We start from the raw sequence: 25,769 nt of genomic DNA on the forward strand, positions 1-25,769 counted from the left end.
GGCTACCGGACCGCGCACGGGTGGTTTACGCGCCGTAGACCGGTGTCGGCGGCTGAGCTGCGGAGAGCAACTTCTCGACGACCGGACCGAGTTCCTTCGGGTCCCAGCGATCACCCTTGTCGACGACGTCGCCGTGCCGCCAGCCGTCGGCCAGGGACACCTTGCCGCCTTCGAGTTCGAAGACACGACCGGTGACGCCGCTGGACTCGGTGCTGCCGAGCCACACGACGACCGGCGAGACGTTCTCCGGCGCCATCGCGTCGAAGCCTTCCTCCGGGGCGGCCATCATCTCTGCCATCGCACCACCGGCACCGACCGTCATGCGGGTCCGTGCGGACGGCGCGATCGCGTTGACCGTCACGCCGTAGCGACCGAACTCGGCGGCGGCCTGGATCGTCAGGGCCGCGATGCCGGCCTTGGCCGCGGCGTAGTTGCCCTGTCCGATGCTGCCCATCAGGCCGGCGCCGGAGCTGGTGTTGATGATCCGGGCGTCGACGGGATTACCGGCCTTGGATTCGTTGCGCCAGTAGGTCATCGCGTGCCGCATCGGCGCGAAATGCCCCTTGAGGTGCACCCGGGTAACCGAATCCCATTCTTCTTCGCTCATGTTCGCGAGCATCCGGTCGCGAAGGAACCCGGCATTGTTGACCAGTACATCGAGGCGCCCGAAGTTGTCGAGCGCGGTCTGGATCAGGTTCGCAGCACCGCCCCAGTCGGCGACGTCGTCGCCGTTGACCACCGCGTCACCGCCGGCCGCGCGGATCTCCTCGACGACCTGCTCACCGGGCGACTCACCGGTCGCCGAACCGTCTCCGCCGACACCGATGTCGTTGACGACAACCTTGGCGCCTTCGGCGGCGAACGCCAGCGCGTGCGCCCGGCCCAGGCCGCGCCCGGCACCCGTCACGATGACGACACGACCGTCCAGCAGTCCACTCATTTGGTCTCCTTCGTTCGCGCCGCTGCCAGATAGGCAGGGCTTTCTCCGCCGCCGTGGACGGTCAGTGTGGACCCGCTGACATAAGCCGCCAGCGGGGATGCGAGAAATGCTGCGCAATTACCGACGTCGTCGGGAGTGGCCAGCCGACCCGCCGGGACGGTCGCCCCGACGGCGGCGATCCCGTCGTCGTCGCCGTAGAACAGATGCGACTGCTCGGTGTGAACCATGCCCACCACAACCGAGTTGACCCGGACCTTCGGCGCCCATTCGACACCGAGCGTCGACGACAGGCTGTCCAGCCCCGCCTTCGCTGCCCCGTAGGCCGCAGTGCCGGGGCTCGGCCGATGCGCACTCACGCTCGAAATGTTCACGATCGAGCCGCCGCCGTCCTGCTGCTGCATCACCGCGTTCGCGGCCTGCGCGACGATCAGCGGCGACAGCAGGTTGAGTTCGACGATCTTGGCGTGGAACTTGGGGCTGGCGTCGGCGGCGAGCGCGAACGGTGATCCGCCCGCATTGTTGACCAGAACGTCGAGCCTGCCGTGACGGGCGACGATGGTGTCGACGAGCTCGCGGACCCTCTCCGGGTCGCGCACATCGCATTCGAGGAATTCGGCGGCGCGGCCGTCGACGTCGATGCCGTGTTCGGGCTGGTTGCGCGCGCATGTCACGACCGTCGCGCCCGCCCGCAGGAACGTCCGGGTGATGCCTGCGCCGACACCTCGTACACCTCCGGTGATCAGCACTACTGCGCCGTCGAGTCCCAGATCCATCCGTGCCTCCACTCCGATTCTGTGCGCCCGATTCTGCGGGGCGCACCCAGCAACGTACCAAGCAATCGCTTGGTTTGGTAAGGGTGGTGTGCCTTTGTGGCCCCCAGGGCAGCCACTACGACACACCGGGCGACAACACACCGGGCGACAAGTTCACCAACAGGAGTCGGCAACTACGCCGGATGTCGCGTTCGGCTCCGGTCAGCGACGACCGGCCGTTGAGGAACGCGATGATGACGCCGTACCAGAGCATCGACAGCAACCTCAGCACGTCGCGGTCCGCGTCGGTCGGCTCGGCAATACCCGCAGAGACGAGCAGGATTTCCTGGAACTGCATCTCGATCCGCAGGGCGTCCGGGACCGCAGCGGCCGACGCCGTACTGTTGGACTGCAGCATCGCCAGCGCCAACAGTGGGTGCGCAACCAGCGCACGAGTCATCTCGATCAACGTCTCGCAGATCGCATCCTGAGCGGTCGATCCGCGGTCCGCCGCCGGTCGACGCCCGTCGAATCGTTCGAGCCGGTGAAGCATCACGCCGACGAACAGGTGTGTCTTCGAGGGGAAATACCGGTAGAGCGTTCCGATCGCGACACCGGCCCGCTTGGCGACCTCCGTCATCTGCACGTGCGTGAGGTCGTGTTCGGTCGCGAGGTGCGCGGCCGCGTCGAGAATGCGTACGTGCCGTTCCTTCTGGTCGACCGAAGACGGTTCGGCACCGTCCCGCGCCACACCGATCCTGGGCATGTGTCGGTCCCCTTTCGCATCCGATCGCGACCGATTGTCCCATCGACCCGACCGGGGCGGGGATTCCCGTGCGTCGCGCATCACCGCGACGTGAAGTCGGCCGGGTCGTCGAGTTCGACTATCTCGACGACCCGGCCGAAGTACTGCTACTGCGGCGCGCCCGGAGTCAGGGCACGCCCGCGGCCAGCAACTCGCGGGCGTCGGCACGGCCGTCGAGTACCCGCGCGATACGGAGCCGAACTCGCCACTGCCCGCCCACGCGCATCAATTCCCACCGATTCGCGGTCACCCTAGCGACCCGGAACCCCTTGTCGGTGTTGAGAATCAACTGAGAATGACACGTGACCACCGCAGCGTCCCCGTCGATCCGGATGTTCAGGGGGTCCAGCAGGTGGCCGCAGCCGCCGTGGATGTATCCCTGGTGCGCCTTCGAACGCACCATCGCCACAATCTCGTCGCGACCGCGGTACGCTCCCGAATCGACCTCGTACACACCGTCCTCGGTCCACAACTCTCCGACCGCCTCGGCCGATCCGCTGTCCACGGCCGGCCCGTACGTGGTGATGAGCTGCTGGATCGCGAGGGTGTCCTCGAGCAGTTCGACGCGGCGAACAAGTTGCTCCACAATCCCGGTCGGATCGGCCATCGTCACGCCTACGAAGGGTTGCTCGGCGGCGCGAACGCGGCGAGCGGCTCGGAACCCGACCAGTCGTGACCCCAGTAGCTGTCGGCGGTGATCTCCTCGGCGGTATAGAACGTCTCGTCGACGAGCATGCCCTCGGTGCCGAATTCGATGTCCCAGCCGCCGGGAGCTCGGACGTAGAACGAGACCATCTTGTCGTTCGTGTGCCGGCCGAGCGTCGAGGAGATCGAAAATCCCTGCGCCCGCACACGATCCAGTGCCTGCCCGACCGCATCGAGGGTGTCCACCTCGAGCATCAGATGCACCAGGCCCGGTTGCTCACTCGGCGGTGCCGGGCACAGCGCGAGACTGTGATGACGCCGGTTGATTCCGAGGAACCGCACCCGAGGCGCCGGCGCCGACGCCGACGGACCGCCGACGCGCATCGCGCCACGCGGCAGGAATCCGAGAACGTCGGTGTAGAACTCGTACACACGATCGAACTTGAAACTCGGCAACACGACGTGGCCGAGTCCTTCCTCGCCCGTATGGAATCGGCTTGCGAACGGCGTCACGAGCGGACTGTGATCGAGCACCGGCCCGAAGAACACCTCGACGCGATTTCCGCCCGGATCGTCGAACGCGATGACCTGCTCGGCATCGCGGTAGGTCGACTCCTGATCCGACAGCACGTCGACGCTGATTCCCGCCTTCTCCACGGCCTCGCGTACCCGTTCGAGCGCGAACTGGTCGCGGACTTCCCAGCCGACCGCGAGTGCCGTGTCGGTGTCGCCGGGGAGCACGATCAGCCGTGCGCGCCGCTCGTCGATCCGCAGATACAGTCCGTCGGCTTCCGGGCCGGAGCCGACCGCCATTCCGAGTCCGTCGACGACGAGTTCACGCCACCGTGCGATGTCTGTGGTCTGGATCCTGAGATATCCGAGACCCCGGATGTCCGTCATATTCGATGTTCCTTTGTGACAGTTGGATTCGGCGGTCAGATCATCGAGCGCATGATGCCCTGCGGCTCCTCACCGAGCTGGGTGAGGGTCGCCGCATGGAAGATCGAGCCGGGCACGTGGATGGCGTGGCTCAGGCCCGCGTGGGCGTCGCGCCAGAACCGCTGCAACGGGTTGCTGAGCTGCAGCGCGCCGCCACCTGCCCGCGAGAAGATCTCGTCGACGGCGCGCACGGCGCGCCAGGCAGCGGCAGTCTGGGTGCGCCGGCCGATGGCCCGCAACTCGAAACTGACTTCCTGGCCCTTCTCGGTCATGTCCCAGAACCGGTCGACCGTCTCGAGGATCGCGGCGCGGGATGCCGCGATCTCGGCCGCCGCGTCGCCGAGCGACGACAACACATACGGGTCTTGCTTGATCGCGGTGCCGGACACCGTGACCCGCGACTTCTGCGTTTCGATGTAGCAGTTGAGCGCGCCCTCGGCGATCCCGATCAGGGACGAGGTGATGCCGAGCGGGAAGATGCACGAGAACGGGAACCGGTAGAGCGTTTCGTCGCGTCCGGCGTCCTTCCACGCGACACCGGCCATGACACGTTCGCCGGACACGGTTCGGTACTCGGGGAGGAAAGCGTTCTCGACGATCAGATCCTTCGATCCGGTACCGCGCAGGCCGACGACGTTCCAGCTTTCCTGGTCGATGCGGTAGTCCGAACGCGGCACCAGCACGTGCAGCACCTTCGGCGGGTTCAGCCGCTTCCCGTCCTTGTCGCCGACCGCGGCACCGATCATGACCCAGTCACAATGGTCGGTGCCGGACGAGAACGACCAGCGGCCGTTGAGGATGTACCCGCCGTCGACCGGAGTGGCGACGCCCATCGGTGCGTACGGCGACGCGATCCAGGTGTCGGGGTTCTCGCCCCAGACCTCCTGCTGAGCCTTCGGATCGAAGAAGGCCATCTCCCAGGGGTGCACGCCCACGATGCCGGAAACCCACCCGGTGGCCCCGTCCATCGCGCCGAGCGCCATTGCGGTTTCGGCGAATTCGCGTGGATGTGCTTCGAGTCCACCGAACTCGGCGGGCTGGAGCATCCGGATGACCCCGGATTCGCGCAGACGCTTGGCACTGCGATCCGTCAGGCGCATGAGCTTGTCGCCTTCGGCGCCGTCGGCGCGAATCTCGTCGGCGAACGGTGTGATGGAGTCGAGAACCTGTCCCATGATCTACCGGCTTTCTGGTGTCGTGCCCGGGGTCACCGGAGCGGACGTCCGGTGGAAGTCGCGCCCGCCGAGCGGGGTTGAAGGAGGGTGAGCGCGGTCGCTCACTCGCCCTTGCGGTTGAGGAAGGCGAGGACGGCGTCGAGCCACGCGTCGCGTGCCTCGATCATCGTCCAGTGTCCGCAGTTCGGGAACACATGCAGTTCGCCGTTGCGCAGTTCACGCATCGGGAGCATCGCCATGTCGACGGGGCTGACGCGGTCGTCGCGGCCCCAGGTGATGAGGGTCGGCGCGGTGATCTTGCCGAGCTGCGCCCAGTGGGGGGTTTCGGTGGAGGCGAGGGCGGCGCGGGTGCCTGCTTCGAACGCGGCCGTGCCGTACATGCGGCGGGCGATCTCCAGGGTCTTGGGCTCGTTGGCGAGTTCCCAACGCTCCTGGATCAATTCGTCAGTGACGACCGCCGGGTTGTATACCATCGAGCGAAGCCAGCGCACGAGCTTCTCGCGTGTCGGGTCGTCCGTGAATTCCATCAGCAATCGGATACCCTCGCCGGGCGACGGCGCGAAGACCGAGCGGCCCGCACCGCCGATCGTGACGAGCTTGTGCACACGGTCGGGTTCGGCGATGGCGAATTGGGTTCCGACGATACCGCCCATCGAGTTGCCGATGATCGAGACTCGGTCGAGACCGAGCGCATCGAGGAAGTCGGTGACCGCGCGGCGGGCCATCACCATCGGGTGGCCGTTGCACGGATCGCTGACTCCGAAGCCCGGGAATTCAAGGACGAGGCAACGGAAGTGCTGGGCCAGGTCGGCGAGAACACCACGATAGTTGCGCCATCCGGTCACGCCGGGGCCGGAGCCGTGCAGCAGCAGCAGGGGCGGTCCGTCACCGGCTTCGTGGTATCGAAGAACGCCACGATCGGTCGTGATGGACTTCGCGGTGTCCTCGTAGCTCAGTTCCGTCGTCATGGTCGGTACATTCCCAGCGAGTCCGGTACCGTGCGCGCAGGCTCCCGGTGAACGGGACCGTCGCTCACGACCATGCCCCGGTCCCGGCGACGGCGAATTGTTCGGCCGTGTCGGACGCAGGGAAGGTCACGACATCGGCGCTGCGACGCTGCGCACGACGTGGCGCGCCCAACTCGGGATGGAGCATGCGCGAGACGTCACGAGCCGCGTCGGCGACGAGCGGCGCGATACGTTCGAGATGACCGGGCCGCGTCGGACCGCACAGCGAGATGCCCGCCACCGGCCCCGCGGCGCTGCGGACCGGCGCGCCGACACACGACATATCTGCCGTCGCCTCGCCCGATTCGAATGCCAGCCCGTGTCGTTGCCGGATACGACCGAGTTCGCGGTGCAGTACCGCGAGGTCGGTGATGGTGTGCTCGGTTCGGCGCGAGAGTCCGGTGGTGTAGAGCGCATCGACGTGTTCGGGTTGCAGGCCGGCGAGGATCGCCTTGCCGCACGCGGTCGCGTGGGCCGAGACACGCCCGCCGACGCGGGAGGGAAGGGTCGCGGCGAGCGGTCCACCGATCTTGTCGAGATAGACGATCTCGCCCCGGTCCAGCACGGCGAGATGCGCGACCATTCCGGTCTGCAGGTGCAGTTCGTGGAGTACCGAGGCCGCGGCTTCCCGGATACGACCGTGGCCGTTGTCACCGGCACCGAACGATGTGGCGCGGCGGCCGAGACAGTATCCGAACGACGCGTGGTCGACCCACTCGAGGCGGACCATCTGATCCAGGATGCGGTGCGCTGTGGAGCGCGGCAGACCGGTGCGGCAGGCGACTTCTTCGAGGGTCAGCCGGGAGGAGGCACTGTCGAAGGCGTCGAGAATGAGGGTCATGCGCTCGACCATGGAAGCCGGCAGTTCGCGTTGTGCGGACGCCGACCCGCTTCCGGTCGGACCTGAGACGGAGTTGTAGTCGACTGTCGCGGCAATGGATTCGAACATCGTTTTACCTCCTCCAACCCCGCGGAGTGAGGGCTACCCCGGCGGAACTGAAATTCATTCTTGTGACCGATGCCTCAAGTATCACCGATCGACGGTGGATTGACAACATCCCACTGAGTAGGAAATCGCTCTGCCGTGCCCGGTTCGGTCCGGGTACAACGGTCGGGAGGGACGATCATGCGCCCCGCACCCGAGCCACCGGCTTCCGGTGACACGGCTGCGCCGACGACGGCATAGGGGTCCTAGCTCATGTACATAGGTGTCACATCGCCCGTGGTCATCGACCATCCGGCCGCCCGCGTCGAATGGGAGCGCCACGCCGGCATCGACGAACTCGCACGCGTCACCGAAGCCGCCGACCGGCTCGGCTATCACCATGTGACGTGCAGCGAACATGTTGCGATCCCCACCCCGATCGCCGCCGAGCGCGGCGGCGTCTACTGGGATCCACTCGCGACCTTCGGCTACCTTGCGGCACGCACCCGCCGGATCAGACTCAACACCCGTGTCCTCGTGCTCGGATACCACCACCCCCTCGAGATCGCCAAGCGCTACGGCACGCTGGACGCGATCAGCGGCGGCCGCCTCGTCCTCGGGTTCGGCGTCGGCAGCCTCGAAGAGGAGTTCAACCTGCTCGAGGCGTCCTTCACGGACCGCGGTGCCCGCGCCGACGAGGCGCTCCTGGCGTTGCGCACCGGACTGTCGACCCCGCACCCGGAGTTCCACGGGACGTTCTACGAATACGCAGACGTCGAGGTGCGGCCACATGCGGTGCAGTCGCGGGTTCCGTTCTGGATCGGCGGTCGCACCGCGCGATCGCTGCGGCGGGCGGTCACGCTCGGCGACGGTTGGCTGCCGTTCGGCCTCGCCACCGGACAGATCGACGACATGCTGCGCGCCACGGACCTGCCGGACGGATTCGAGGTCGTCCTCGATGCCGGCCGGCCGCTCGACCCGCTCGGCGACCGCGACGCCACCCTGCGCGCCCTCGATCGGCGCCGCGCGATCGGCGCGACCGTCGTCAGCGCGACCTTCCGCTCCACCGGCCCCGATCACTATTGCGATCAGCTCGCGGCGCTACGCGAATTCGCGGGCGAGGCCGGGGCCACCTTCGAATCTGCTTCGTCGAACACCGCTTCCGACGTCGAGGGAAACCCCGACCGCGCATGACCGATATCGAGTCCCCGCTGTTCCGGCCGCTGACGGTGCGTTCGCTCGAACTGCCCAATCGGATCGTGATGTCGCCGATGACCCGGTCGCACTCCCCTGGCGGGGCGCCGGGAGCCGATGTGGTCGAGTACTACCGGCGACGCGCCGCCGGGGGCACCGGGCTGATCGTCACCGAAGGCGTGGCCGTCGAGCATCCCACGGCCGTGGACGATCCGCGGGTCCCGCGGATGCACGGCAACGACGCGCTGGACGGCTGGCGGCGCGTCATCGACGCCGTCCACGCCGAGGGCGGCCGGATCGTTCCGCAACTGTGGCATGTCGGTCCGCTGTGGGGCGCGATGGCGGGCGCGGTGGATCCCGCACTGACGCCGATGCGGCCGTCCGGGCTGTGGGGCGAGCCGGGCGTCACGACGTATTCGCGCGAGTACGTCACGCAGGCGACGCAACCGTGCCGGGCGATGACCTCCGACGACATCACCACCGTGATCGACGCGTACTCGCGGGCGGCGCTTGCCGCGCTCGACGTCGGGTTCGACGGGATCGCGGTGCACGGCGGCCACGGCTATCTGCTCGACGCGTTCCTGTGGTCGAGCACGAACCAGCGGGACGACGAATGGGGCGGAGACGTGCATCGGCGTACCCGCTTTCCGGCCGCGGTCGTCGCCGCGATCCGCACCGCGATCGGGGCGGAAGCGCCGATCTTCTTCCGGTTTTCTCAACACAAACAGCAGGACTACAAGGCGACGCTTGCGCAGACCCCGGAAGAACTCGGCGCGATCCTCGGTGCCCTGGCCGATGCCGGGGTCGACGTGTTCGACGCGAGCACCCGCCGATTCGACGTCGCAGCGTTCGACGGGAGCGACCTGTCGCTGGCCGGGTGGGCGAAGAAGCTGACCGGAATGCTGTCGATGGCGGTCGGTAGCGTCGGAATCGGACCGACGCCGCGCGACAACATCCCCGAACTCGAACGTCGTCTCGCGGCAGAAGAATTCGATCTCGCCGCGGTCGGCCGGATGCATCTCGCCGATCCGAGCCTCGCCAGGACCCTGCGCGCAGGCGGTCCGCTACCCGAATTCGATCGGGCCGTACACGAACTCACGCTCACCTGAATCGGTCCCCGGCAGCATACTTGTGTCTCCGTCCGACCGCCGGGGAACGATTCGCATCACCACCGTCGAGAACATCACCACCGTCGAGAACATCACCACCGTCGAGAACTCGGTAGCGTTCCGACAACGCTAGCTCTTCGGCATCAATGCCGGCGGTGTACCCGGCAAGCCCGGATAGTAGGTGCCCGCCGACCAGCCGCCGTCGACGGCGAGTTCGGCACCGGTCATGTAGGCCGCGTCGTCGCTCGCGACGAACAGGGTGACGCGCGCGATATCCTCGGATTCACCGATCCGTTGCAGCGGCACACCGACGTACTGGCTCTGTAATTCCTCGCCTTCGCGGCCTGTCGGGTTGCCGAGGGTGGTGTCGACGCCACCGGGGTGCACCGAGCAGACTCGGATGCCCGCCGGCCCCAACTCGTACGCGAGGGATTTCGTCAACCCACGCACGGCCCATTTGCTGGCGGTGTAGGCGGCCAGACCGTTCACACCGCGCAGGCCGTCCACCGAAGAGATGTTGACAATAACACCGTGACCGGCTCTTTTCATCTCGGGCACAACAGTTTTGGCACCCAACAGGTTGCCGAGAACGTTGATGTCGAGCAGTCGTTCCGTCGCGGCAAGGTCGATGTCCTCGATCGGCGACCAGTGCATGACGCCCGCATTGTTCACGAGAATATCGATGCCACCGAACTGTGCGATGGTCGCCGCGGCCACGGTCGACCATGAATCCGCACTGGTCACATCGAGCGGTGCAAAGAACGCGGCATCGCCGAGTTCGTCGGCCAGTGCCCGCCCCTTGTCTTCCAGAACGTCACCGAGCACGACCCGCGCGCCTTCCTCGACGAACAGTCGAGCGGTCGCCTCACCCATGCCCTGCGCCGCGCCGGTAATGATCGCAACCTTGCTGTCGAGCCGTCCCATGATTGCCTCCGGATTATCTGGTAGTGCTGTTACGCCGGGCTTCCGGCACAACCCGACCGTCTCAGGTCGTATCGGTTACGAGAAGCTGTTTTCCCGATCAGCGGTTCGGTCGTAGCCCTGCAGCAGGCACATCGACAGAACAGGCTCGTCGTACCGGTCCTGGGGTTACCGCACACGTTCCCGGTCAGCCCCAGCGCGATTGGCCACCGTCCAGCGGAATGGTGGCACCACTGAGGTAGCCGGCGTCGTCGCTCACCATGAAAACCACGGCCCGGCCGATGTCGCTCTCCGCGTCTCCGATACGGCGAAGCGGAATACCCGCCTTGAACGCCTCGGCCTCCTCGGGATATTCGCCGATCCACCATTCCAGCGCGGGCGACAATGCATGCGGTGCAATGTTGTTCACCCGGATTCCGTCGACACCCCACTCACATGCGGCGGCGCGAGTCAGTGACCGCATGCCCTCTTTGATCGCCGCGTAGGCGCCGTAGTTGCTCGCATCCCAGCGCACTGCCGCAGACGAGACGAGATTGATGATCGATCCGCCGCCGCGCTCCTTCATGGACGGATAGCACGCGCGCATCAAACGCAGCATCGCCAGCGGGCCGGTGCTGAACGCGCGCTGGAAATCTTCGTCCTCGACCGACAGCAACGGACCTGGCTGGCAGTCGTTGGCGTTGTTCACGAGGATGTCGACGCCCCCGAAGTGAGTTGCCGTTCGGTCCACCGCACGCTGGACGTCGTCGACATTGCTCACATCGCACGGCACCGGAATCGCCTTACCGCCGTATGCCTCGATCTGCTCGACTGTGGCGGCGAGTTTGGCTTCGGTGCGACCGGCGACCGCGACCGCGGCACCCTCCTTGGCCAGCGCGTGTGCGATGCCCTGACCGATACCCTGACCAGCGCCGGTGATCAAGGCGATCTTCCCGTCAAGCTTTCCCATGGTGTCCCTGCTCTCGATGTCTGGTGGCGGACTGCGTGTATGTCACGCCGGAACCGACTTCGAAGTGTTCTGGACCACACTTCGGTGCGCGAGAGGAAATTCCGCCAGGCGAGATAATTCCGCTACCGCAGCGGACGCCACGGTCACCCGATGCGGCCGGACATGGCTGTTCGCGAGGCCGATGCCCTCTGCTCGACCGCCGAGTCCGAGGGCCACCACGCGGTCAGCGGTTGAGCAGGGCGCGCATTGCCTCGGCCGCGCCGCGAACCATCGTGTCGCGTGGGAAACCGCTGCGTTTGACGGCGGCCTTGTAGTTGCCGCCGGCGACCCACACGGGCCCGTCGGCCAGATGCTCGAGTCCTTCGCGGGCAACGTCCTCCGGTGCGGACACGAGCATGCCGGGAACGTCGAAGTTCAGGCCCGCGCGTTCCATCGCGGGGGTGCGAGTGACGCCGAGGACCAGTTCGAGCACGTCGACGCCGCACGGAGCCAGTTCGAGCCACAGACTTTCCGCGAACACCCGGCTGAATGCCTTCGACGCCGCGTAGATGCTCTGCTGCTCCGAACCCATGTACCCGGCGAGGGAGCCGAGCAGCATGATCCCGCCCCGGCCCATCTCCTTCATCCGCGCCCCGAACAGGTGCGCGAGTTCGATCTGCCGGTGCACGTTCAGGTCGATGACACCGCGGAAGCCGCCCAGGTCACCGGTGACGAACTCGTGGCCGTAGCTATTGGCCCCGGCGTTGAAGATGAACAGCCCGACCTCGAGGTCCGCGGTGGCGGTGCGAATCTGCTCGACCGCATCGTCGGCGAGCAGATCCAGTGCGAGCGTGCGTACTTCGACGCCGTGTTCGCGTGCCGCGACGGCGGTGTCCTCGAGCGGACCCGGCTTCCGGGCGATGAGAAGCAGATCGAATCCGGCACGGCCGAGCTCGTCGGCGAACGCCGCACCGACCCCTTCCGAACCACCGGCGATCACCGCCCACTTGCCGTAGCGGGCAATGTCGATGTGCAGGGGTTCGGTCATCACAATCCTTCGGTCATCGGGGCGGGTCGGCACCGGGATACTGCTATTGGAAGATCGGCCCGGGAATGGGTGCGTCGTCGAGGACCTCGATCAGTCCGTCGGCGGCGGCGCGGGTCAGGCTGTCCTCCATCGCCGAGCACGTGAGAACCGGCGCTCCCGGCCGACGCCCCGGCTCGGACGCGTTGCCGAACTCACGGCAACGACTACGCGCGTCGCTGTTCCACTGGACCTCGGTGTGCTCCCAGCTGTTCTTGCGCACCAGCACCTGTGCCTGGCATTCACTGCACCGCAGGGGTTGCATTCGTGTCCGCCTTCGCCGCACGGGCCGCCCTGGCGGCGACGTTCGCTTCGACTTCCTTCATCCATGCCGCCACGGGCCGTGTGGTGTCCATCTCGAACTCGAACCGGTCCGTCATCTCGGTGGTGACGTCGGCAGCGTCGACGTAGAACTGCTCGTACCAGCGGCGCAGCTGGTAGACCGGGCCGTCTTCCTCGCACAGCAACGGGTTTTCGATCCGGGTCTTGTTCTTCCAGATCTCGACGTCCTGCTCGAAACCGCGGGCGATGAACTCGCCGAACTGACGAGCGGTCGCGAGGGCGGAGTCCCCCTCGAGCCGATCGGACTTCTTGACGATCATCCCGTACATCAACACGAACTTGTCCGCCGACACCGGGTAGTGACAGTTGAGCAGCACCGACTCGACGTCGTAGCCCTCGTACCGGTACGTCAGGTCGTCGATCATGAAGGACGGGCCGAAGTACGACGCGGTGGACTCGTTGCCGAGCAGTTGCGGCTGGTCCGAATTGCTCGGGCGCATGTCGGCACGGGCCTGACCGCGCATGACCTGCGTCGCGACGTGACCTTCGAACACGTTCTTGAAGTAGTTCGGGAACGAGTAGTGCACATAGAAGAAGTGCGCCATGTCGACGATATTGTCGATGATCTCGCGGCAGTTGGTGTCGACCTCGGTGGTGTACCAGACCCAGTCGCTCCACTCGTCGCTCAGCGCGCCGTCGATGCGCGGGATCGCGAGTTCCGGCGGCGGGGGGTTGCCCTGCGGGTCGTGCCAGACGAACAGCAGCCCGTCCTGGTCGAGCACATGCCAGGCACGGGTCTTGGCGAGGGGCGGCACGCGGCGTGCGTAGGGAATGTTCGTGCACTTGCCCTTGCCGCCCCACCGCCAGTCGTGGAACGGACACGCGATGTCGTCGCCCTTGACCGTTCCCTGGCTGAGATCGCCGCCCATGTGCCGGCAATACCCGTCGAGAACCTTGAGTTCGCCGGCGGTGTCGGCCCAGACGACGAGCTTGGTTCCGAACGCCTCGACGGAGTGCGGCTTCCCGTCCCGGAAGGTTTCTGCCAACCCGAGGCAGTGCCAGCCGCGGGCGAAGCGGGTGGGAGCGGTACCGGCGACGATCTCGCGGATGTCGGAACTACCGGATGTTTCCAAGCTCACGGCTGGCCGTCCTTTCGGCAGTACTGGTCTGTGGAATCGGAAGTGCTACTGAGTTTTCCGTCGATATGCCATTCCTCGACGGACCTCACGGTAGGCGAGTTCGCCCCTGGTGGATCCGCCTTGTCCCACTCGGTGAGACCTGATCAGGACACCGGCGCGGGGAGCAGTGCCGCGCGACCGTTCGCGGTGAAGTCGCGCTCCAGGCCTGCTCGGGTGGGCTCGTCGAGCGGGACGTACTCGGCGGTGCGCGCGACACGCACGAAGACCGGGTCGTCGGTGTACCACGCGGCCGCCCGCAACGGCGCCTTGTCGATCTTGTTGCTGCCGGTCAGCGGAATGCGATCGGTGACCCGCACGAACCGCGGCCACCATTTGTCCCCCATGTCCGGTTGCGCGGCGAGGTCGCGACCGAAGGCGAGCGGGTCGAATACGACACCGAAGTCCAGTTCGACGACGCACATCACCTGATCGCCGGTCGTCGGGTCGGGCACCGCGAACACCGGGGCGGACAGAACACCGGGTAGGCGCGCGAGGATCCGCTCGACGGGTGCCGCCGCGAAGTTCTCGCTGTCGACACGCAGCCAGTCCGAGGCGCGCCCCGCGAAATAGAAGTAGCCGTCCGCGTCGCGATATCCGAGGTCACCGGTCCAGAAGTCCTTGCCGCGAATGCGATCCGCGACAGCGCTGGGATTGTTGTAGTAGCCCTCGAACGATGCGGCCGCACCGAGCGCGACGACCTGGCCGACCGCCGCCGGGTTGATCAGTCGGCCCGTCTCGTCGAATTGTGCGCGCGGACATTCGACCCCCGTGTTCTCGTCGAGGATCCGTGCGTCGGTGCCGCCGGCGGCGACACCGAGCGATCCGGCCGGAGTGTCGGACGTGCGGTTGATGCGCAGGACCCCTTCGCTCGAGCCGTAGCCTTCGATGACGGTGCAGCCGAAGCGCTCGGTGAACCGCGCGACGTCCACCTCGGATGCTTCGGTGCCGAACGCCACCTCGAGCGTGCCCGTGCGGTCGCGTGGATCCTCGGGCCGGTTCAGCACGTAGGACAGGGCACGGCCGACATAATTGACGAATGTTGCACCGTACCGGTGGATGTCGTCGGCGAACCGGCTCGCAGAAAACTTGCGGATGAGGCCGACGGTCGCACCGACCCGCATGGCGGTGCCCAGGTTGAGCATCACGGCGTTGCCGTGGAACAGCGGCATGCACAGATACGCCACCGAGTCGCGGCGCATGTGGGTCCGCTCGACGAGCACGTCGACGAGCCGCCCGAGACGACCCTGGGTGACGATGACCGCTTTCGGCCGACCGGTCGATCCGGAACTGAACAGAAGCAACGCGATGTCGTCGGCGGCGGGGGCCGTGTCGGGCAGCGCCGAACCGCGGTGCGGTTCGAGGAACGCCTCGTAACCCGGCGTGTCGATGTCGAGGATGCGGTCGGCGGGCAGTCCGTGGCCGGTGCCGTCGACGAGATGGGCGAGGCGCGATTCCGTGACGAGCAGGTCGACGTCGGCCTGACGGATGTCGTCGGCGATTTCCGGCCCGCTGCGGCTGGCATTGATGCCGACGACCACGGCTCCGGCGAGGGCGCCTGCTCCGATCCAGAACACGAAGTCCGGCACGTTCTCGAGCAGCACCCCGATGTGACGCTGCCGGTCGCTCGGTGCGGGTACCGCCGCGACGAGGGCCGCGGCACGGTCCGCACCGTGTTGCACCACCTCCGCCCAGGTCCACTGCCGGTCCTCGAATCGCACTCCGACCTTGTCGTCGCCCTCACGGGCCCGCACGACCGCGGCGAACGTCTCCACTGCTACCTCCAGATCGTCTGAACGCCCGAACGGGAACCGGTTGGGTTCGCGACGAGCCCGGCATGCACGCTAGGAACCCTCGAGGTGTCCATCGCCGCAGGTCTCACTCACCGGTACTCTCGAATGCCGCGGTAGACGGCGTGAGAGTCTTCCGGCACGAAATCCGGCGAAGGAGGGAGGTCCGCATGATCGTGCCACCCGACCCCCACCCCTATCTCGACCAACTCATCTCGCGTCTGACCGCCCGCGGCGGCGAGTTCGAGATCGTGATGGACGAGGTGCTCGGGGCGGCGATGCCGGTGATGCGCAACCGCGATCGGGCGGTCGCGGACCTGCTTGCGCGCTCGCACGAGTGGGGTGACCGAGAGTATCTCGTCACCGCGACGCGGCGGATCTCGTTCGCCGAGCACGCACGGGAGGCGTATGCGCTCGCGGCGGCATTGCAGCAGCTGCACGGTGTCGGCACCGGTGACCGCGTGGCGATCCTGTCGGCGAACCGGCCCGAGTGGGTGACCGCGTTCTGGTCGACACAGGCCCTCGGCGCGATCACGGTGGGATTGAACGCGTGGTGGGCGCAGCCCGAATTGGAGTTCGGGATCCGCAGTTCCGCGCCCCGGGTACTGTTCGTGGATGATCAGCGCGCCGAGGCGATCTCCGGTCTCGGCCTGCACGACACGGTCGTGCTGACTCTCGAGGAGGATCTGCCCCGGCTGATCGCCGAGTTCGCCGGTGCGCGACCACCGGCGCCGCGGGTCGACGAGGACGATCCGGCCGTCCTGCTCTACACGTCGGGTACGAGCGGCGAGCCGAAAGGCGCGTTGCATTCGCAGCGAAATCTTCTCGCGGTCACCGACTATCACCGATTCTCCGACGCGATCTGCGCGACGTGGAGCGGCGAGGTCTACGACCGTGACGTTCCGTGGGAGGCGCGGTTTCTGTTGACCTCGCCCCTGTGCCACATCACGAGTCTTCACAACACCATCGTTCCCCGCCTCGCCACCGGCAGCACCGTCGTGATGAACCAGGGATGGTTCGGCGTGCGCCGCGTACTCGAACTCATCGAGGTCGAACAGATCACCCATTGGAATGCGGTTCCGTCGATGGCTGCGCGGATGCTCGAGATCGAGGATCTCGATCGGTACGATCTGTCGTCGCTCATCCGGTTCACCCTGTCGTCGGAGCCGTCCTCCCCCGAGTTCAAGCAGCGTCTGCGCGAGAAGTTGCCGTTCGGCAGGCACACCGTCATCGACAGCTACAGCATGACCGAGTGCAGTACCTCGATTGCGGTGGCGACCACCAGGGAACTGGAGGAGTATCCCGGCACGGTGGGCCCGCCGATCATCACGGTCAGCATGGAGATCCGGGACGAACACGGTGGTTGGCTGCCCGACGGTCAGGCCGGTGAGGTGTGCGTGCGCAGCCCGTTCGTGATGCTCGGCTATTGGGACGATCCGGTCGCGACTGCGGCGGCGATCACCCCGGATCGGTGGCTGCGGACCGGCGACTTCGGGGTGATCGAGAACGGCAGGCTGCGCCTGCTCGGCCGGCGCGCCGATCTGATCCAGCAGAACGGCGAGGACATCTACCCGTCCGAGGTCGAGCGCGCGCTCGACGGACATCGTGCCGTGCGTGAATGCCTGGTCGGCGGCGCACCGCATCCGCAGTGGGGCGAGGAAGTGTGCGCGGACGTCGTTCTCGCGCCCGGTACCGTGGCGACGAAGGAAGAGTTCACGGCGTATCTCGCCGATCGGCTTGCGTACTTCAAGGTCCCCACCCGATGGCGGCTGACGCGAGATCTGTTGCCACGCAATACCACCGGAAAAATTATCCGGCGCGACCCGCTCGACGGCGGCTACTTCGCGGGCTGAGCCTGGATCGACCACCGCCATGTGCGGTCCTGTGCCCTGAAGCAGGCGTGTGCTAGTTTACCAAGCAATCGCTTGGTTTGGTACCGAAGTAAGGAACATGCCATGGGCATCACCTCCACCTCCGACGGCGCGGGGATCACCACGGTCACCGTCGACTACCCGCCCGTGAACGCCATCCCGTCCGCGGGCTGGTTCGAGTTGGCCGACGCCATCCTCGCCGCGGGTAAGGATCCCGAGACTCACGTGGTGATCCTGCGCGCCGAGGGTCGCGGTTTCAATGCCGGCGTCGACATCAAGGAGATGCAGGCCACCGAGGGCCACGGCGCCCTCATCGATGCCAACCGCGGCTGTGCGGCGGCGTTCAGTGCCGTCTACGACTGCGAAGTTCCGGTCGTCGTCGCCGTGGGCGGCTTCTGCGTCGGCGGCGGCGTCGGCCTGGTCGGCAACGCCGACGTCATCGTCGCCTCGGACGACGCAATCTTCGGTCTGCCCGAGGTGGATCGCGGCGCACTCGGAGCGGCCACGCACCTCGCCCGCCTCGTCCCGCAGCACATGATGCGGACGCTGTACTACACGGCCAGAAATGTCGACGCCCAGACGCTCAAGCACTTCGGCTCCGTGTACGACGTGGTCCCGCGCGCCGAACTCGACGAATGCGCCCGCAAGGTCGCCGGCGAGATCGCCAAGAAGGACACTCGGGTCATCCGGCGCGCCAAGGAAGCGATCAACCGCATCGACGTGATGGACGTGCACACCAGTTACCGGATCGAACAGGGCTTCACCTTCGAACTGAACCTCGCCGGCGTCGCCGACGAGCACCGCGACGAATTCGTCGCGACCGGCAAGCCTCGCGCGAACAAATAGGGAGAGAAAAACAGTGCGTGACAAGAGGATTACTCTCGACGAGGCGGTCGGGCAACTGCGCGACGGCATGACGATCGGCCTCGGCGGCTGGGGTTCGCGGCGCAAGCCCATGGCGTTCGTGCGTGCGATCCTGCGTTCGGATGTCAAGGACCTGACCGTCGTCACCTACGGCGGACCGGACCTCGGCCTGCTGTGCTCGGCAGGCAAGGTGAAGAAGGCCTACTACGGCTTCGTCTCGCTCGACTCGGCGCCGTTCTACGACCCCTGGTTCTCCAAGGCCCGCACCGAGGGCGCGCTCGTCGCCCGCGAGATGGACGAGGGCATGGTCAAGTGCGGCCTCGAAGCCGCCGCGGCGCGACTGCCGTTCCTGCCGATCCGTGCCGGCCTCGGCTCGGACGTGCAGAACTTCTGGGGCGACGAACTGAAGACCGTCGACTCCCCCTATGCCGATGCTTCCGGCAAGCACGAAACGCTCGTCGCGATGCCTGCACTGAACCTGGACGCCTCGTTCGTGCACCTGAATATCGGTGATGCGCACGGCAACGCCGGCTACCAGGGCGTCGACCCGTACTTCGACGACCTGTACTGCCTGGCCGCCGAAAAGCGGTTCGTCTCCGTCGAGAAGATCGTCGAGACCGAGCAGCTCGTCAAAGAGGTTCCGCTGCAACAGCTGATCCTCAACCGCATGATGGTCGACGGTGTCGTGGAGGCCCCGAACGGCGCCCACTTCACCCTCGCAGGCGAATCCTACGGCCGCGACGAGAAGTTCCAGCGGCACTACGCCGAGGCCGCCAAGACCCCCGAGTCGTGGCAGGCGTTCGTCGACCGGTTCCTGTCCGGGTCCGAAGACGACTACCAGGCCGCCGTCAAGACCTTCGCAGAGGAGCAGCAGGCATGACCTCCACCGACAACATCAGCAGTGACACGGTGACCCGGGCCGAGTACTGCGCGATCGCCTGCGCCGACATCTTCGCCGGCGCCGGCGAGATCATGGCCAGCCCGATGTCGACGATGGCGCAGATCGGCGCCCGCCTGGCCCGACTGACCACCGAGCCGGACCTGCTCATCACCGACGGTGAGGCGCTGATCTTCGCGGACACCCCCGCGGTCGGCCGCTCGGGCGCGATCGAGGGCTGGATGCCGTTCCGCAAGGTGTTCGACGTCGTCGCCTCCGGCCGCCGCCACGTCGTCATGGGCGCCAACCAGATCGACCGGCACGGCAACCAGAACCTGTCCGCGTTCGGCCCGCTGCAGCAGCCGACCCGGCAGATGTTCGGTGTTCGCGGCGCCCCCGGAAACACCATCAACCACGCCACCAGCTACTGGGTCGGCAAGCACAACAAGCGGGTGTTCTGCGACCAGGTCGACGTCGTCGCCGGCGTCGGCTGGGACAAGGTCGACCCGGAGAACCCGGCCTACCGGTTCCTCAACGTGTACCGCGTGGTCACCAACCTCGGTGTCTTCGACTTCGGCGGCGAGGGCCACACCTTCCGTGCGCTGAGCCTGCACCCGGGCGTCACCGCGGACGAGGTCGCCGAGAACACCTCCTTCGAGGTCGCCGGACTGGCCGAGGCCGGCGTCACGCGCGAGCCCACCGCCGAGGAACTGCGCATCATCCGCGAGGTTCTGGACCCGAAGAACTTCCGTGACCGCGAGGTCTCGGCGTGAGCACCCCCCGCTTGAACACCCCGCTGACGAAGCTCGTCGGCATCGAGCATCCGATCGTGCAGACCGGCATGGGCTGGGTGTCCGGCCCGCGTCTGACCGCGGCCACCTGCAACGCCGGCGGTCTCGGCATCCTCGCGTCGGCGACGATGACGTACGACGAACTCGAGGTCGCGGTCAAGAAGACCAAGCAGCTCACCGACAAGCCGTTCGGCGTCAACATGCGCGCCGACGCATCCGATGCCGGGCAGCGGTGCGATCTGCTGATCCGCGAGGGCGTCAAGGTCGCCTCGTTCGCGCTGGCACCGAAGAAGGACCTGATCGCCAAGCTCAAGGACAACGGCATCATCGTGGTCCCGTCGATCGGCGCCGCCAAGCATGCCGTGAAGGTCGCCTCCTGGGGCGCCGACGCGGTGGTCGTGCAGGGCGGTGAGGGCGGCGGTCACACCGGTGGTGTCGCGACGACGCTGCTGCTGCCGTCCGTTCTCGACGCGGTCGACATCCCGGTGATCGCCGGCGGCGGGTTCTTCGACGGCCGCGGTCTGGCCGCGGCGCTCGCATACGGCGCCTCCGGTGTCGCGATGGGTACCCGCTTCCTGCTCACCAGCGACTCGGCGGTGCCGGATTCGGTGAAGCAGCAGTATCTTTCGCGTGGATTGCAGGACACCACCGTGTCCGTCAAGGTCGACGGTATGCCGCACCGCGTCCTCAACACCGATCTCGTCAACTCGCTCGAGAAGTCCAGTTATGCAAAGGGACTCATCGCAGCGACGAAGAACGCGATGAAGTTCAAGTCGATGACCGGCATGAAGTGGTCGACGCTCGCCAAAGACGGCCTGGCGATGAAGAAGTCGGGCGACCGGACGTGGCAGCAGATCATCATGGCCGCCAACACCCCCATGCTGCTCAAGGCCGGACTGGTCGAAGGCAATACAGAGGCTGGTGTGCTGGCATCCGGTCAGGTGGTCGGGATGATCGACGACCTGCCGAGCTGCCGGGAACTGATCGACCGGATCGTGACCGAGGCCGTCGAACGTATCGACGCACTGTCGGCGCTGCGGTAGGTCGCCGAGTTCACGAGCGCCGTTCCGCCCTCACCGGGGCGGGGCGGCGCTTCGTCTTTTCCGGGTACGTCGAATCTCCGGGGTCGTCGAATCTGCGGGGTCGTTGACCGCCCACACCGGCCGGGTTACGTTCTTTCGGGGTTTTCACCGTCGACAGGGGGATTCCGGGTGAAGAGACGATTTTTGCGTGGCGCGATCGCATCGCTCGCAGTCACCGCCACCGTCACCACCGCGATGTGCACCGCAGCACCGGTCGCGGGCGCCGATCCGTCCGGCGGTACCGACGCACTCGCCTGGCAAGCCGCCGTCGATGCCCCCGACGCGTATCCGAACACCGCCGTCGACTGGGACGTGCCCATCACCATGAGCGACGGCACCGTTCTCCGCGCCAATGTCTTCCGGCCTGCGGACGCGAACGGTGTGCCGATCGCCGACCCGACCCCGGTGGTCCTCAACCTCACGCCCTACACCAAGCTGATTTCCACGCTGGCGACCGTCGTGGGCGACGATCCCACGTTCGCGCCACTGGTCGAGAACCTCGGCGACATGCTGAACTTCGCGGCGCCGTTCGACGGGGTCACCGAACTCGCGAAAACGACCGGCGGCGGGTTCGTCCAATCCTTCGGACTCAACCGTGACCTGGTGCAGAACGGCTACACCCAGGTCATCGTCGACGTCCGAGGGACGGGCTTCTCCCAGGGCGAATGGCAGATGCTCGGCCCACGCGAACAACAGGACACCGTCGAGGTCGTCGACTGGGTGTCGCAGCAACCGTGGTCGAACGGTCGCGTCGGTACCAGCGGTGTGTCCTATTCGGCGATCAACCAGATCCAGGGAGCGGGCCTGCAACCGGCCGCACTCGACGCGGTGTTCGCGATCGAACCGGGCAACGACCTGATCCGGGACATCGTCGGTACCGGTGGCGCCCTCGGCATCGGATTCATGCCGATGTGGCTCACCCTGGTCAACGGCCTCAAGTGGATTCCCGACGTGCAGTCGCTCGTCCGGGGCGACTTCGACGCACAGTGGCTGCGCGACCGACTCGCCGACCCCGCGACCAAGATCCCGGAACTCGTCGAAGCGATCACCTCCCCCACCATCGAAGGGGTCTCCCCCGAGGCGCTCGCGGTCGCCCAGGACGGCCCGTTCTACCAGGACCGCACCGCGAATCTCGAGTCGATCGAGGTTCCCAGCTTCGTATTCGGTGGCTGGCACGACATCTTCGCCAACAGTGAGCCGGAAATCTACAATCGGATCCCGGTCCCGCCCGGCGAGAAGCAATTGATGATGGGCGACGGCTACCATGCCGTGGCGGGCATCGATTTCGGAAAGCCAGGCTACCCTCCGAAACTCGGCACACTCCAGCGTGCGTGGTTCGACCACTGGCTCAAGGACATCGAGAACGGCGTCGAGGACTACGGCCCGGTGACGCTCTACCAGCAGGGCGGCGGCTGGACCACCACCGACCAGTTCCCCCGCGCCGGTGCGCAATTCGAGAAGTTCTATCTGTCCGGCGCATCGAGCGGTACCGCCGGACATGCCGTCTTCGACGGCACACTCACCCCCGAAGCACCGACCGGAAACCAGGATCTGACGGTCGCGCCGGGGCTGCGCGGATTCTGCTCACGCGAGTCCGCTGTCGGCACGGCCGGAATCACGGTCCTGCTGGGTTCGAACTGCACCAAGGACGCCCGGTTCAACGAGGCAGAGGGCTTGACCTTCACCAGCGCCCCGGTCGCCGAACCGACGGAGATTTCCGGCGGTGTCAACGTGCACCTGAACACCGTTCTCGATGCCCCCGACGGCTTCTGGTCGGTGACCGTGAACGACGTGGCGCCGGACGGCCGCTCCACGGTCCTGACGTCCGGCTCGCTCGTCGCCTCGCTCCGCAGCATCGACGACTCCCGCAGCACGTTCACCCCGTCCGGCGACTACGCGAACGCGGTCCCCCATCTGACACTCGATACCCGTCAGGTTGTGCAGCCCGGGGTGCCCACCCAGCTCGACATCTCCACGGTGCTCACCGATGCGATCCTGCAGCCGGGGCACCGGCTCCGGATCAACGTGTATGCGTCGAGTGTGCCGCGGTCGCTGCCGCTGGGTCCGATGCTGCGCGACAGTGGACTGAAGCCGCAGCACATCCGGCTCGATCCCACCGCACCGAGTTTCGCGTCCGTGCAGATCGTGCGTTGACCGGCTTCCGGGACGCTCATCGCATTCGGGTGCCGAGCATTCGGGTGCCGAGCATTCAGGTGCCGAGCATCCCGAGGAGGGCGTCCAGGCACAGTCGCCGTAGTTGTACGCGGGTGACCGTGGGACGGTCCAGCCAGTCGATGCACACCGTCCGCACGAACGCGATCCAGCCGCGCACCGCCACCGCAACGAGTTCCCGATCGGCCGCCGACGGTGCCAGTGCTTCGACGATCCGCCGCTGCTGCACATCGAGTTCCGCATCGACGATGCTGCGGATGCCGGCATCGGCGGATGCGGCACCGCGGTTGACTGCCAGGACTCCCTGCGCGTGGGATTCGATGTACGCCAGGTAGGCGTCGAGCCCCGCCGCGATCCGGTCGTGGACCGACAGCGCCGGATCGGGTTCGGTGACGGCGAGCAATCGGTCCGATTCGCGTTGGACGACCGCGGCGATGAAGTCCCGCTTGGTCGGAAAGTAGTGGTACATCAGGCCCCGTGACACGCCTGCGAGGGTCGCGACTTCCTCGATGCGCACATCGGTGTAGGCGTGTTCCGAGAACAGCCGGGCACCGATGTCGAGCAGTTCGGTGCGCCGCTGATCGGGGGCGAGCCGTCGACGGGGAGATGCCATGGCCGTCAATGTACGTCTTGACAGTGCCGCGTCCGGGCGTAGCGTAGCTACTGTACGTCGATTCAATAAGGGTTCGGATTCGAGAACGTTCGACTGTCCGGGGGACGAACAATGGCCGTGGCCACATCGCATGTGTTCGAGACCGAGATCCCGCATCCGCCGTGGCGGATCCCCCTCCTCGGCGACGCACTGGGCATGTCCCTGCGCACACCCGTGCAGAATTCGATGGAAATGCACCGTCGGCTCGGCCCGGTCTTCGAACGGCGCCCGTTCGGCATGCGGTTCGTGTTCGTCTGCTCGGGCGAACTCACCGCCGAACTGTCCGACGACCACCGCTTCGCCAAACATCTCGCTCCCGGAGTCGAAGCGCTACGCAGCCTCGCCGGCGACGGCCTGTTCACCGCGTTCAACGACGAACCGAACTGGCGTCGCGCGCACGAACTGCTCGCCCCGGCCTTCACCCAGTCCGCGATGCGCTCGTACCACTCGACGATGCTGGCGGTGACCGACGATCTGCTCGCGCACTGGGATCGCCGCGCCATCGACGGTGGCCGCGTGGATGTGGCGGCCGACATGACAAAACTGACCCTGGAGACGATCGGCCGAACCGGGTTCAGTCATTCGTTCTCGCCGTTCGAGCGGGAGCGTCCGCACCCGTTCGTCGACGCGATGGTCGGCGCACTCGGATTCTCGCAGCGCAGCGCACTACGGCAACTTCCGGTCGTCGGACACCACCTGTATCCCGCCGCGAAACGGAAATACGACCTGGACCGCGCTCACCTGCACGGCGTCGTCGACGACGTGGTACGGACCCGGCAGGCCGCCGGTCCTACCGGGCACGACGATCTGCTCGAGCTGATGCTCCGAGCGGCGCGGGAGAACGATCCGAACCGCATCGACGACGAGAACATTCGCAACCAGGTACTGACCTTCCTGGTAGCTGGGCACGAAACAACGTCCGGTGCACTGTCTTTCGCGCTCTACTATTTGATGCGCAATCCCGAGGTGTTCGCCCGCGCACGGGCCGAGGTCGACGCGGTGTGGGGCGACGACATCCCGGCGTTCGAGCGGGTCGCGAAACTACGCTACGTGCGACGCGTGCTCGACGAAGCGCTCCGGCTGTGGCCGACTGCGCCCGCCTACGCCCGCGAGGCCCGGGCGGACACCCTGCTCGGCGGGCGATACCGACTGCGGCGCGGCGACTGGGTGCTCGTGCTGCTCCCCGCGGTGCACCGCGACCCGCAGGTATGGGGCCCCGACGCCGAGACGTTCGACCCGGATCGCTTTCTACCGGAACGGGTTCGGTCGCGGGCAGCGCACGTGTACAAGCCGTTCGGCACCGGCGAACGCGCCTGCATCGGACGACAGTTCGCGCTGCACGAGGCCACCCTCGTTCTGGGAAGTCTGGTGCGCCGCTACGATTTCGATCTCGATCCGGGCTACCGACTGCGGATCGCCGAACGTCTCACCCTGATGCCGCAGGGCCTGTGCCCCACGGTGTCGCCGCGCGTCCGCTGACCGTCCGAAACGTCAACTGCGCGCCGCGATACGCGCCTGCACCTCGGGCCTGCGTAACGGCGGAACGGTCGCCGGGGGCTGCCGCCGATCCGGCAGGACCGCGAGAAGTCGTGCGGTGGTCGCGGCAACCTCGACGACCGCCTGCTCGAATTGGTCGCGGGTGGCATCGGACAGCTTGTGAACGCCACTGACCTTGCGAACGTACTGTCGTGCGGCGGCTTCGATCTCCGCTTCGGTCGCGGCAGGCTCGAGGCCGCGCAACTCGGTGATGTTCCGGCACATGCCTCCGAGGGTAGTCCCGTTCGGCCGC

25 protein-coding genes are annotated in these 25,769 nt (G+C 66.8%); 9 read left to right on the forward strand and 16 right to left on the reverse strand.

Features of this window, described 5'->3' with window-relative positions; translation table 11 throughout:
- Positions 1-25: 25 nt before the first annotated feature.
- The 8 genes from WAX14_RS15635 to WAX14_RS15670 all read right to left on the reverse strand — a co-directional run bounded on the left by WAX14_RS15635 (position 26) and on the right by WAX14_RS15670 (position 7,116).
- Entirely contained in the window at positions 26-940 is a 915-nt protein-coding gene (locus tag WAX14_RS15635; RefSeq protein ID WP_422628967.1) for an SDR family oxidoreductase, read from the reverse strand.
- Positions 937-1,713 carry an SDR family oxidoreductase gene (locus WAX14_RS15640; RefSeq protein WP_422628968.1) on the reverse strand — a complete coding sequence of 259 codons (777 nt, stop codon included), beginning with the start codon at positions 1,711-1,713 and terminating at the stop codon, positions 937-939. The genes WAX14_RS15635 and WAX14_RS15640 overlap by 4 nt, the downstream gene beginning before the upstream one ends.
- A gap of 115 nt (positions 1,714-1,828) precedes the next feature.
- Positions 1,829-2,458, reverse strand: a complete 630-nt coding sequence (locus WAX14_RS15645) for a TetR family transcriptional regulator (RefSeq protein WP_422628969.1) — start codon at positions 2,456-2,458, stop codon at positions 1,829-1,831.
- A gap of 166 nt (positions 2,459-2,624) precedes the next feature.
- Complete coding sequence (locus tag WAX14_RS15650) at positions 2,625-3,104, reverse strand: nuclear transport factor 2 family protein (RefSeq protein ID WP_422628970.1); 480 nt, start codon at positions 3,102-3,104, stop codon at positions 2,625-2,627.
- 8 nt (positions 3,105-3,112) lie between these two features.
- Complete coding sequence (gene bphC / locus WAX14_RS15655) at positions 3,113-4,042, reverse strand: biphenyl-2,3-diol 1,2-dioxygenase (RefSeq protein WP_422628971.1); 930 nt, start codon at positions 4,040-4,042, stop codon at positions 3,113-3,115.
- A gap of 35 nt (positions 4,043-4,077) precedes the next feature.
- Positions 4,078-5,256, reverse strand: a complete 1,179-nt coding sequence (locus WAX14_RS15660; protein ID WP_422628972.1) for an acyl-CoA dehydrogenase family protein — start codon at positions 5,254-5,256, stop codon at positions 4,078-4,080.
- 101 nt (positions 5,257-5,357) lie between these two features.
- Positions 5,358-6,224: an alpha/beta fold hydrolase gene (locus tag WAX14_RS15665; RefSeq protein WP_422628973.1), complete on the reverse strand. Its 867-nt coding sequence runs from the start codon at positions 6,222-6,224 to the stop codon at positions 5,358-5,360.
- Positions 6,225-6,288: 64 nt separating this feature from the next.
- A complete protein-coding gene (locus WAX14_RS15670; RefSeq protein WP_422629002.1) occupies positions 6,289-7,116 on the reverse strand; it encodes an IclR family transcriptional regulator in 828 nt (275 codons plus the stop codon).
- A gap of 345 nt (positions 7,117-7,461) precedes the next feature.
- On the opposite strand from WAX14_RS15670, the gene WAX14_RS15675 reads away from it, so the two are divergent.
- The gene (locus WAX14_RS15675) at positions 7,462-8,382 is read left to right on the forward strand and encodes an LLM class F420-dependent oxidoreductase (RefSeq protein WP_422628974.1); all 921 of its coding nucleotides are present in this window, start codon (positions 7,462-7,464) and stop codon (positions 8,380-8,382) included.
- Positions 8,379-9,491 carry a 12-oxophytodienoate reductase gene (locus tag WAX14_RS15680; RefSeq protein WP_422628975.1) on the forward strand — a complete coding sequence of 371 codons (1,113 nt, stop codon included), beginning with the start codon at positions 8,379-8,381 and terminating at the stop codon, positions 9,489-9,491. Before WAX14_RS15675 ends, WAX14_RS15680 begins: the two co-directional genes overlap by 4 nt.
- A gap of 129 nt (positions 9,492-9,620) precedes the next feature.
- On the opposite strand, the gene WAX14_RS15685 is transcribed toward WAX14_RS15680, so the two are convergent.
- The 6 genes from WAX14_RS15685 to WAX14_RS15710 all read right to left on the reverse strand — a co-directional run bounded on the left by WAX14_RS15685 (position 9,621) and on the right by WAX14_RS15710 (position 15,656).
- Entirely contained in the window at positions 9,621-10,415 is a 795-nt protein-coding gene (locus WAX14_RS15685) for an SDR family NAD(P)-dependent oxidoreductase (protein ID WP_422628976.1), read from the reverse strand.
- 184 nt (positions 10,416-10,599) lie between these two features.
- The gene (locus tag WAX14_RS15690; RefSeq protein WP_422628977.1) at positions 10,600-11,361 is read right to left on the reverse strand and encodes an SDR family NAD(P)-dependent oxidoreductase; all 762 of its coding nucleotides are present in this window, start codon (positions 11,359-11,361) and stop codon (positions 10,600-10,602) included.
- Between the two features lie 223 nt (positions 11,362-11,584).
- The gene (locus WAX14_RS15695) at positions 11,585-12,388 is read right to left on the reverse strand and encodes an SDR family NAD(P)-dependent oxidoreductase (protein ID WP_422628978.1); all 804 of its coding nucleotides are present in this window, start codon (positions 12,386-12,388) and stop codon (positions 11,585-11,587) included.
- A gap of 43 nt (positions 12,389-12,431) precedes the next feature.
- A complete protein-coding gene (locus tag WAX14_RS15700; RefSeq protein ID WP_422628979.1) occupies positions 12,432-12,647 on the reverse strand; it encodes a hypothetical protein in 216 nt (71 codons plus the stop codon).
- 19 nt (positions 12,648-12,666) lie between these two features.
- A complete protein-coding gene (locus WAX14_RS15705; protein WP_422628980.1) occupies positions 12,667-13,845 on the reverse strand; it encodes a Rieske 2Fe-2S domain-containing protein in 1,179 nt (392 codons plus the stop codon).
- Between the two features lie 143 nt (positions 13,846-13,988).
- The gene (locus tag WAX14_RS15710) at positions 13,989-15,656 is read right to left on the reverse strand and encodes an AMP-binding protein (RefSeq protein ID WP_422628981.1); all 1,668 of its coding nucleotides are present in this window, start codon (positions 15,654-15,656) and stop codon (positions 13,989-13,991) included.
- 185 nt (positions 15,657-15,841) lie between these two features.
- Between WAX14_RS15710 and WAX14_RS15715 the strand changes: the two genes are divergently transcribed.
- The 6 genes from WAX14_RS15715 (at position 15,842) to WAX14_RS15740 (ending at position 23,310) form a co-directional block, all read left to right on the forward strand.
- Positions 15,842-17,524 carry a class I adenylate-forming enzyme family protein gene (locus WAX14_RS15715; RefSeq protein ID WP_422628982.1) on the forward strand — a complete coding sequence of 561 codons (1,683 nt, stop codon included), beginning with the start codon at positions 15,842-15,844 and terminating at the stop codon, positions 17,522-17,524.
- A 102-nt stretch (positions 17,525-17,626) separates the two neighbouring features.
- A complete protein-coding gene (echA20, locus tag WAX14_RS15720; protein ID WP_422628983.1) occupies positions 17,627-18,388 on the forward strand; it encodes an enoyl-CoA hydratase family protein in 762 nt (253 codons plus the stop codon).
- A gap of 13 nt (positions 18,389-18,401) precedes the next feature.
- Positions 18,402-19,286 carry a CoA-transferase gene (gene ipdA, locus WAX14_RS15725; RefSeq protein ID WP_422628984.1) on the forward strand — a complete coding sequence of 295 codons (885 nt, stop codon included), beginning with the start codon at positions 18,402-18,404 and terminating at the stop codon, positions 19,284-19,286.
- On the forward strand, positions 19,283-20,056 hold the full coding sequence (ipdB, locus tag WAX14_RS15730; RefSeq protein WP_422628985.1) for a cholesterol ring-cleaving hydrolase subunit IpdB: 774 nt from the start codon (positions 19,283-19,285) through the stop codon (positions 20,054-20,056). The genes ipdA and ipdB overlap by 4 nt, the downstream gene beginning before the upstream one ends.
- The gene (locus WAX14_RS15735; RefSeq protein ID WP_422628986.1) at positions 20,053-21,117 is read left to right on the forward strand and encodes an NAD(P)H-dependent flavin oxidoreductase; all 1,065 of its coding nucleotides are present in this window, start codon (positions 20,053-20,055) and stop codon (positions 21,115-21,117) included. Before ipdB ends, WAX14_RS15735 begins: the two co-directional genes overlap by 4 nt.
- A gap of 234 nt (positions 21,118-21,351) precedes the next feature.
- Positions 21,352-23,310: a CocE/NonD family hydrolase gene (locus tag WAX14_RS15740; RefSeq protein ID WP_422629003.1), complete on the forward strand. Its 1,959-nt coding sequence runs from the start codon at positions 21,352-21,354 to the stop codon at positions 23,308-23,310.
- A 55-nt stretch (positions 23,311-23,365) separates the two neighbouring features.
- On the opposite strand, the gene WAX14_RS15745 is transcribed toward WAX14_RS15740, so the two are convergent.
- The gene (locus WAX14_RS15745; protein ID WP_422628987.1) at positions 23,366-23,941 is read right to left on the reverse strand and encodes a TetR/AcrR family transcriptional regulator; all 576 of its coding nucleotides are present in this window, start codon (positions 23,939-23,941) and stop codon (positions 23,366-23,368) included.
- A 111-nt stretch (positions 23,942-24,052) separates the two neighbouring features.
- On the opposite strand from WAX14_RS15745, the gene WAX14_RS15750 reads away from it, so the two are divergent.
- Positions 24,053-25,459: a cytochrome P450 gene (locus WAX14_RS15750; RefSeq protein WP_422628988.1), complete on the forward strand. Its 1,407-nt coding sequence runs from the start codon at positions 24,053-24,055 to the stop codon at positions 25,457-25,459.
- A 12-nt stretch (positions 25,460-25,471) separates the two neighbouring features.
- On the opposite strand, the gene WAX14_RS15755 is transcribed toward WAX14_RS15750, so the two are convergent.
- Entirely contained in the window at positions 25,472-25,741 is a 270-nt protein-coding gene (locus tag WAX14_RS15755; RefSeq protein WP_422628989.1) for a DUF2277 domain-containing protein, read from the reverse strand.
- Positions 25,742-25,769 lie beyond the last annotated feature (28 nt).

Source organism: Rhodococcus sp. (in: high G+C Gram-positive bacteria) (assembly GCF_049299235.1).
GTDB lineage: Bacteria > Actinomycetota > Actinomycetes > Mycobacteriales > Mycobacteriaceae > Rhodococcus.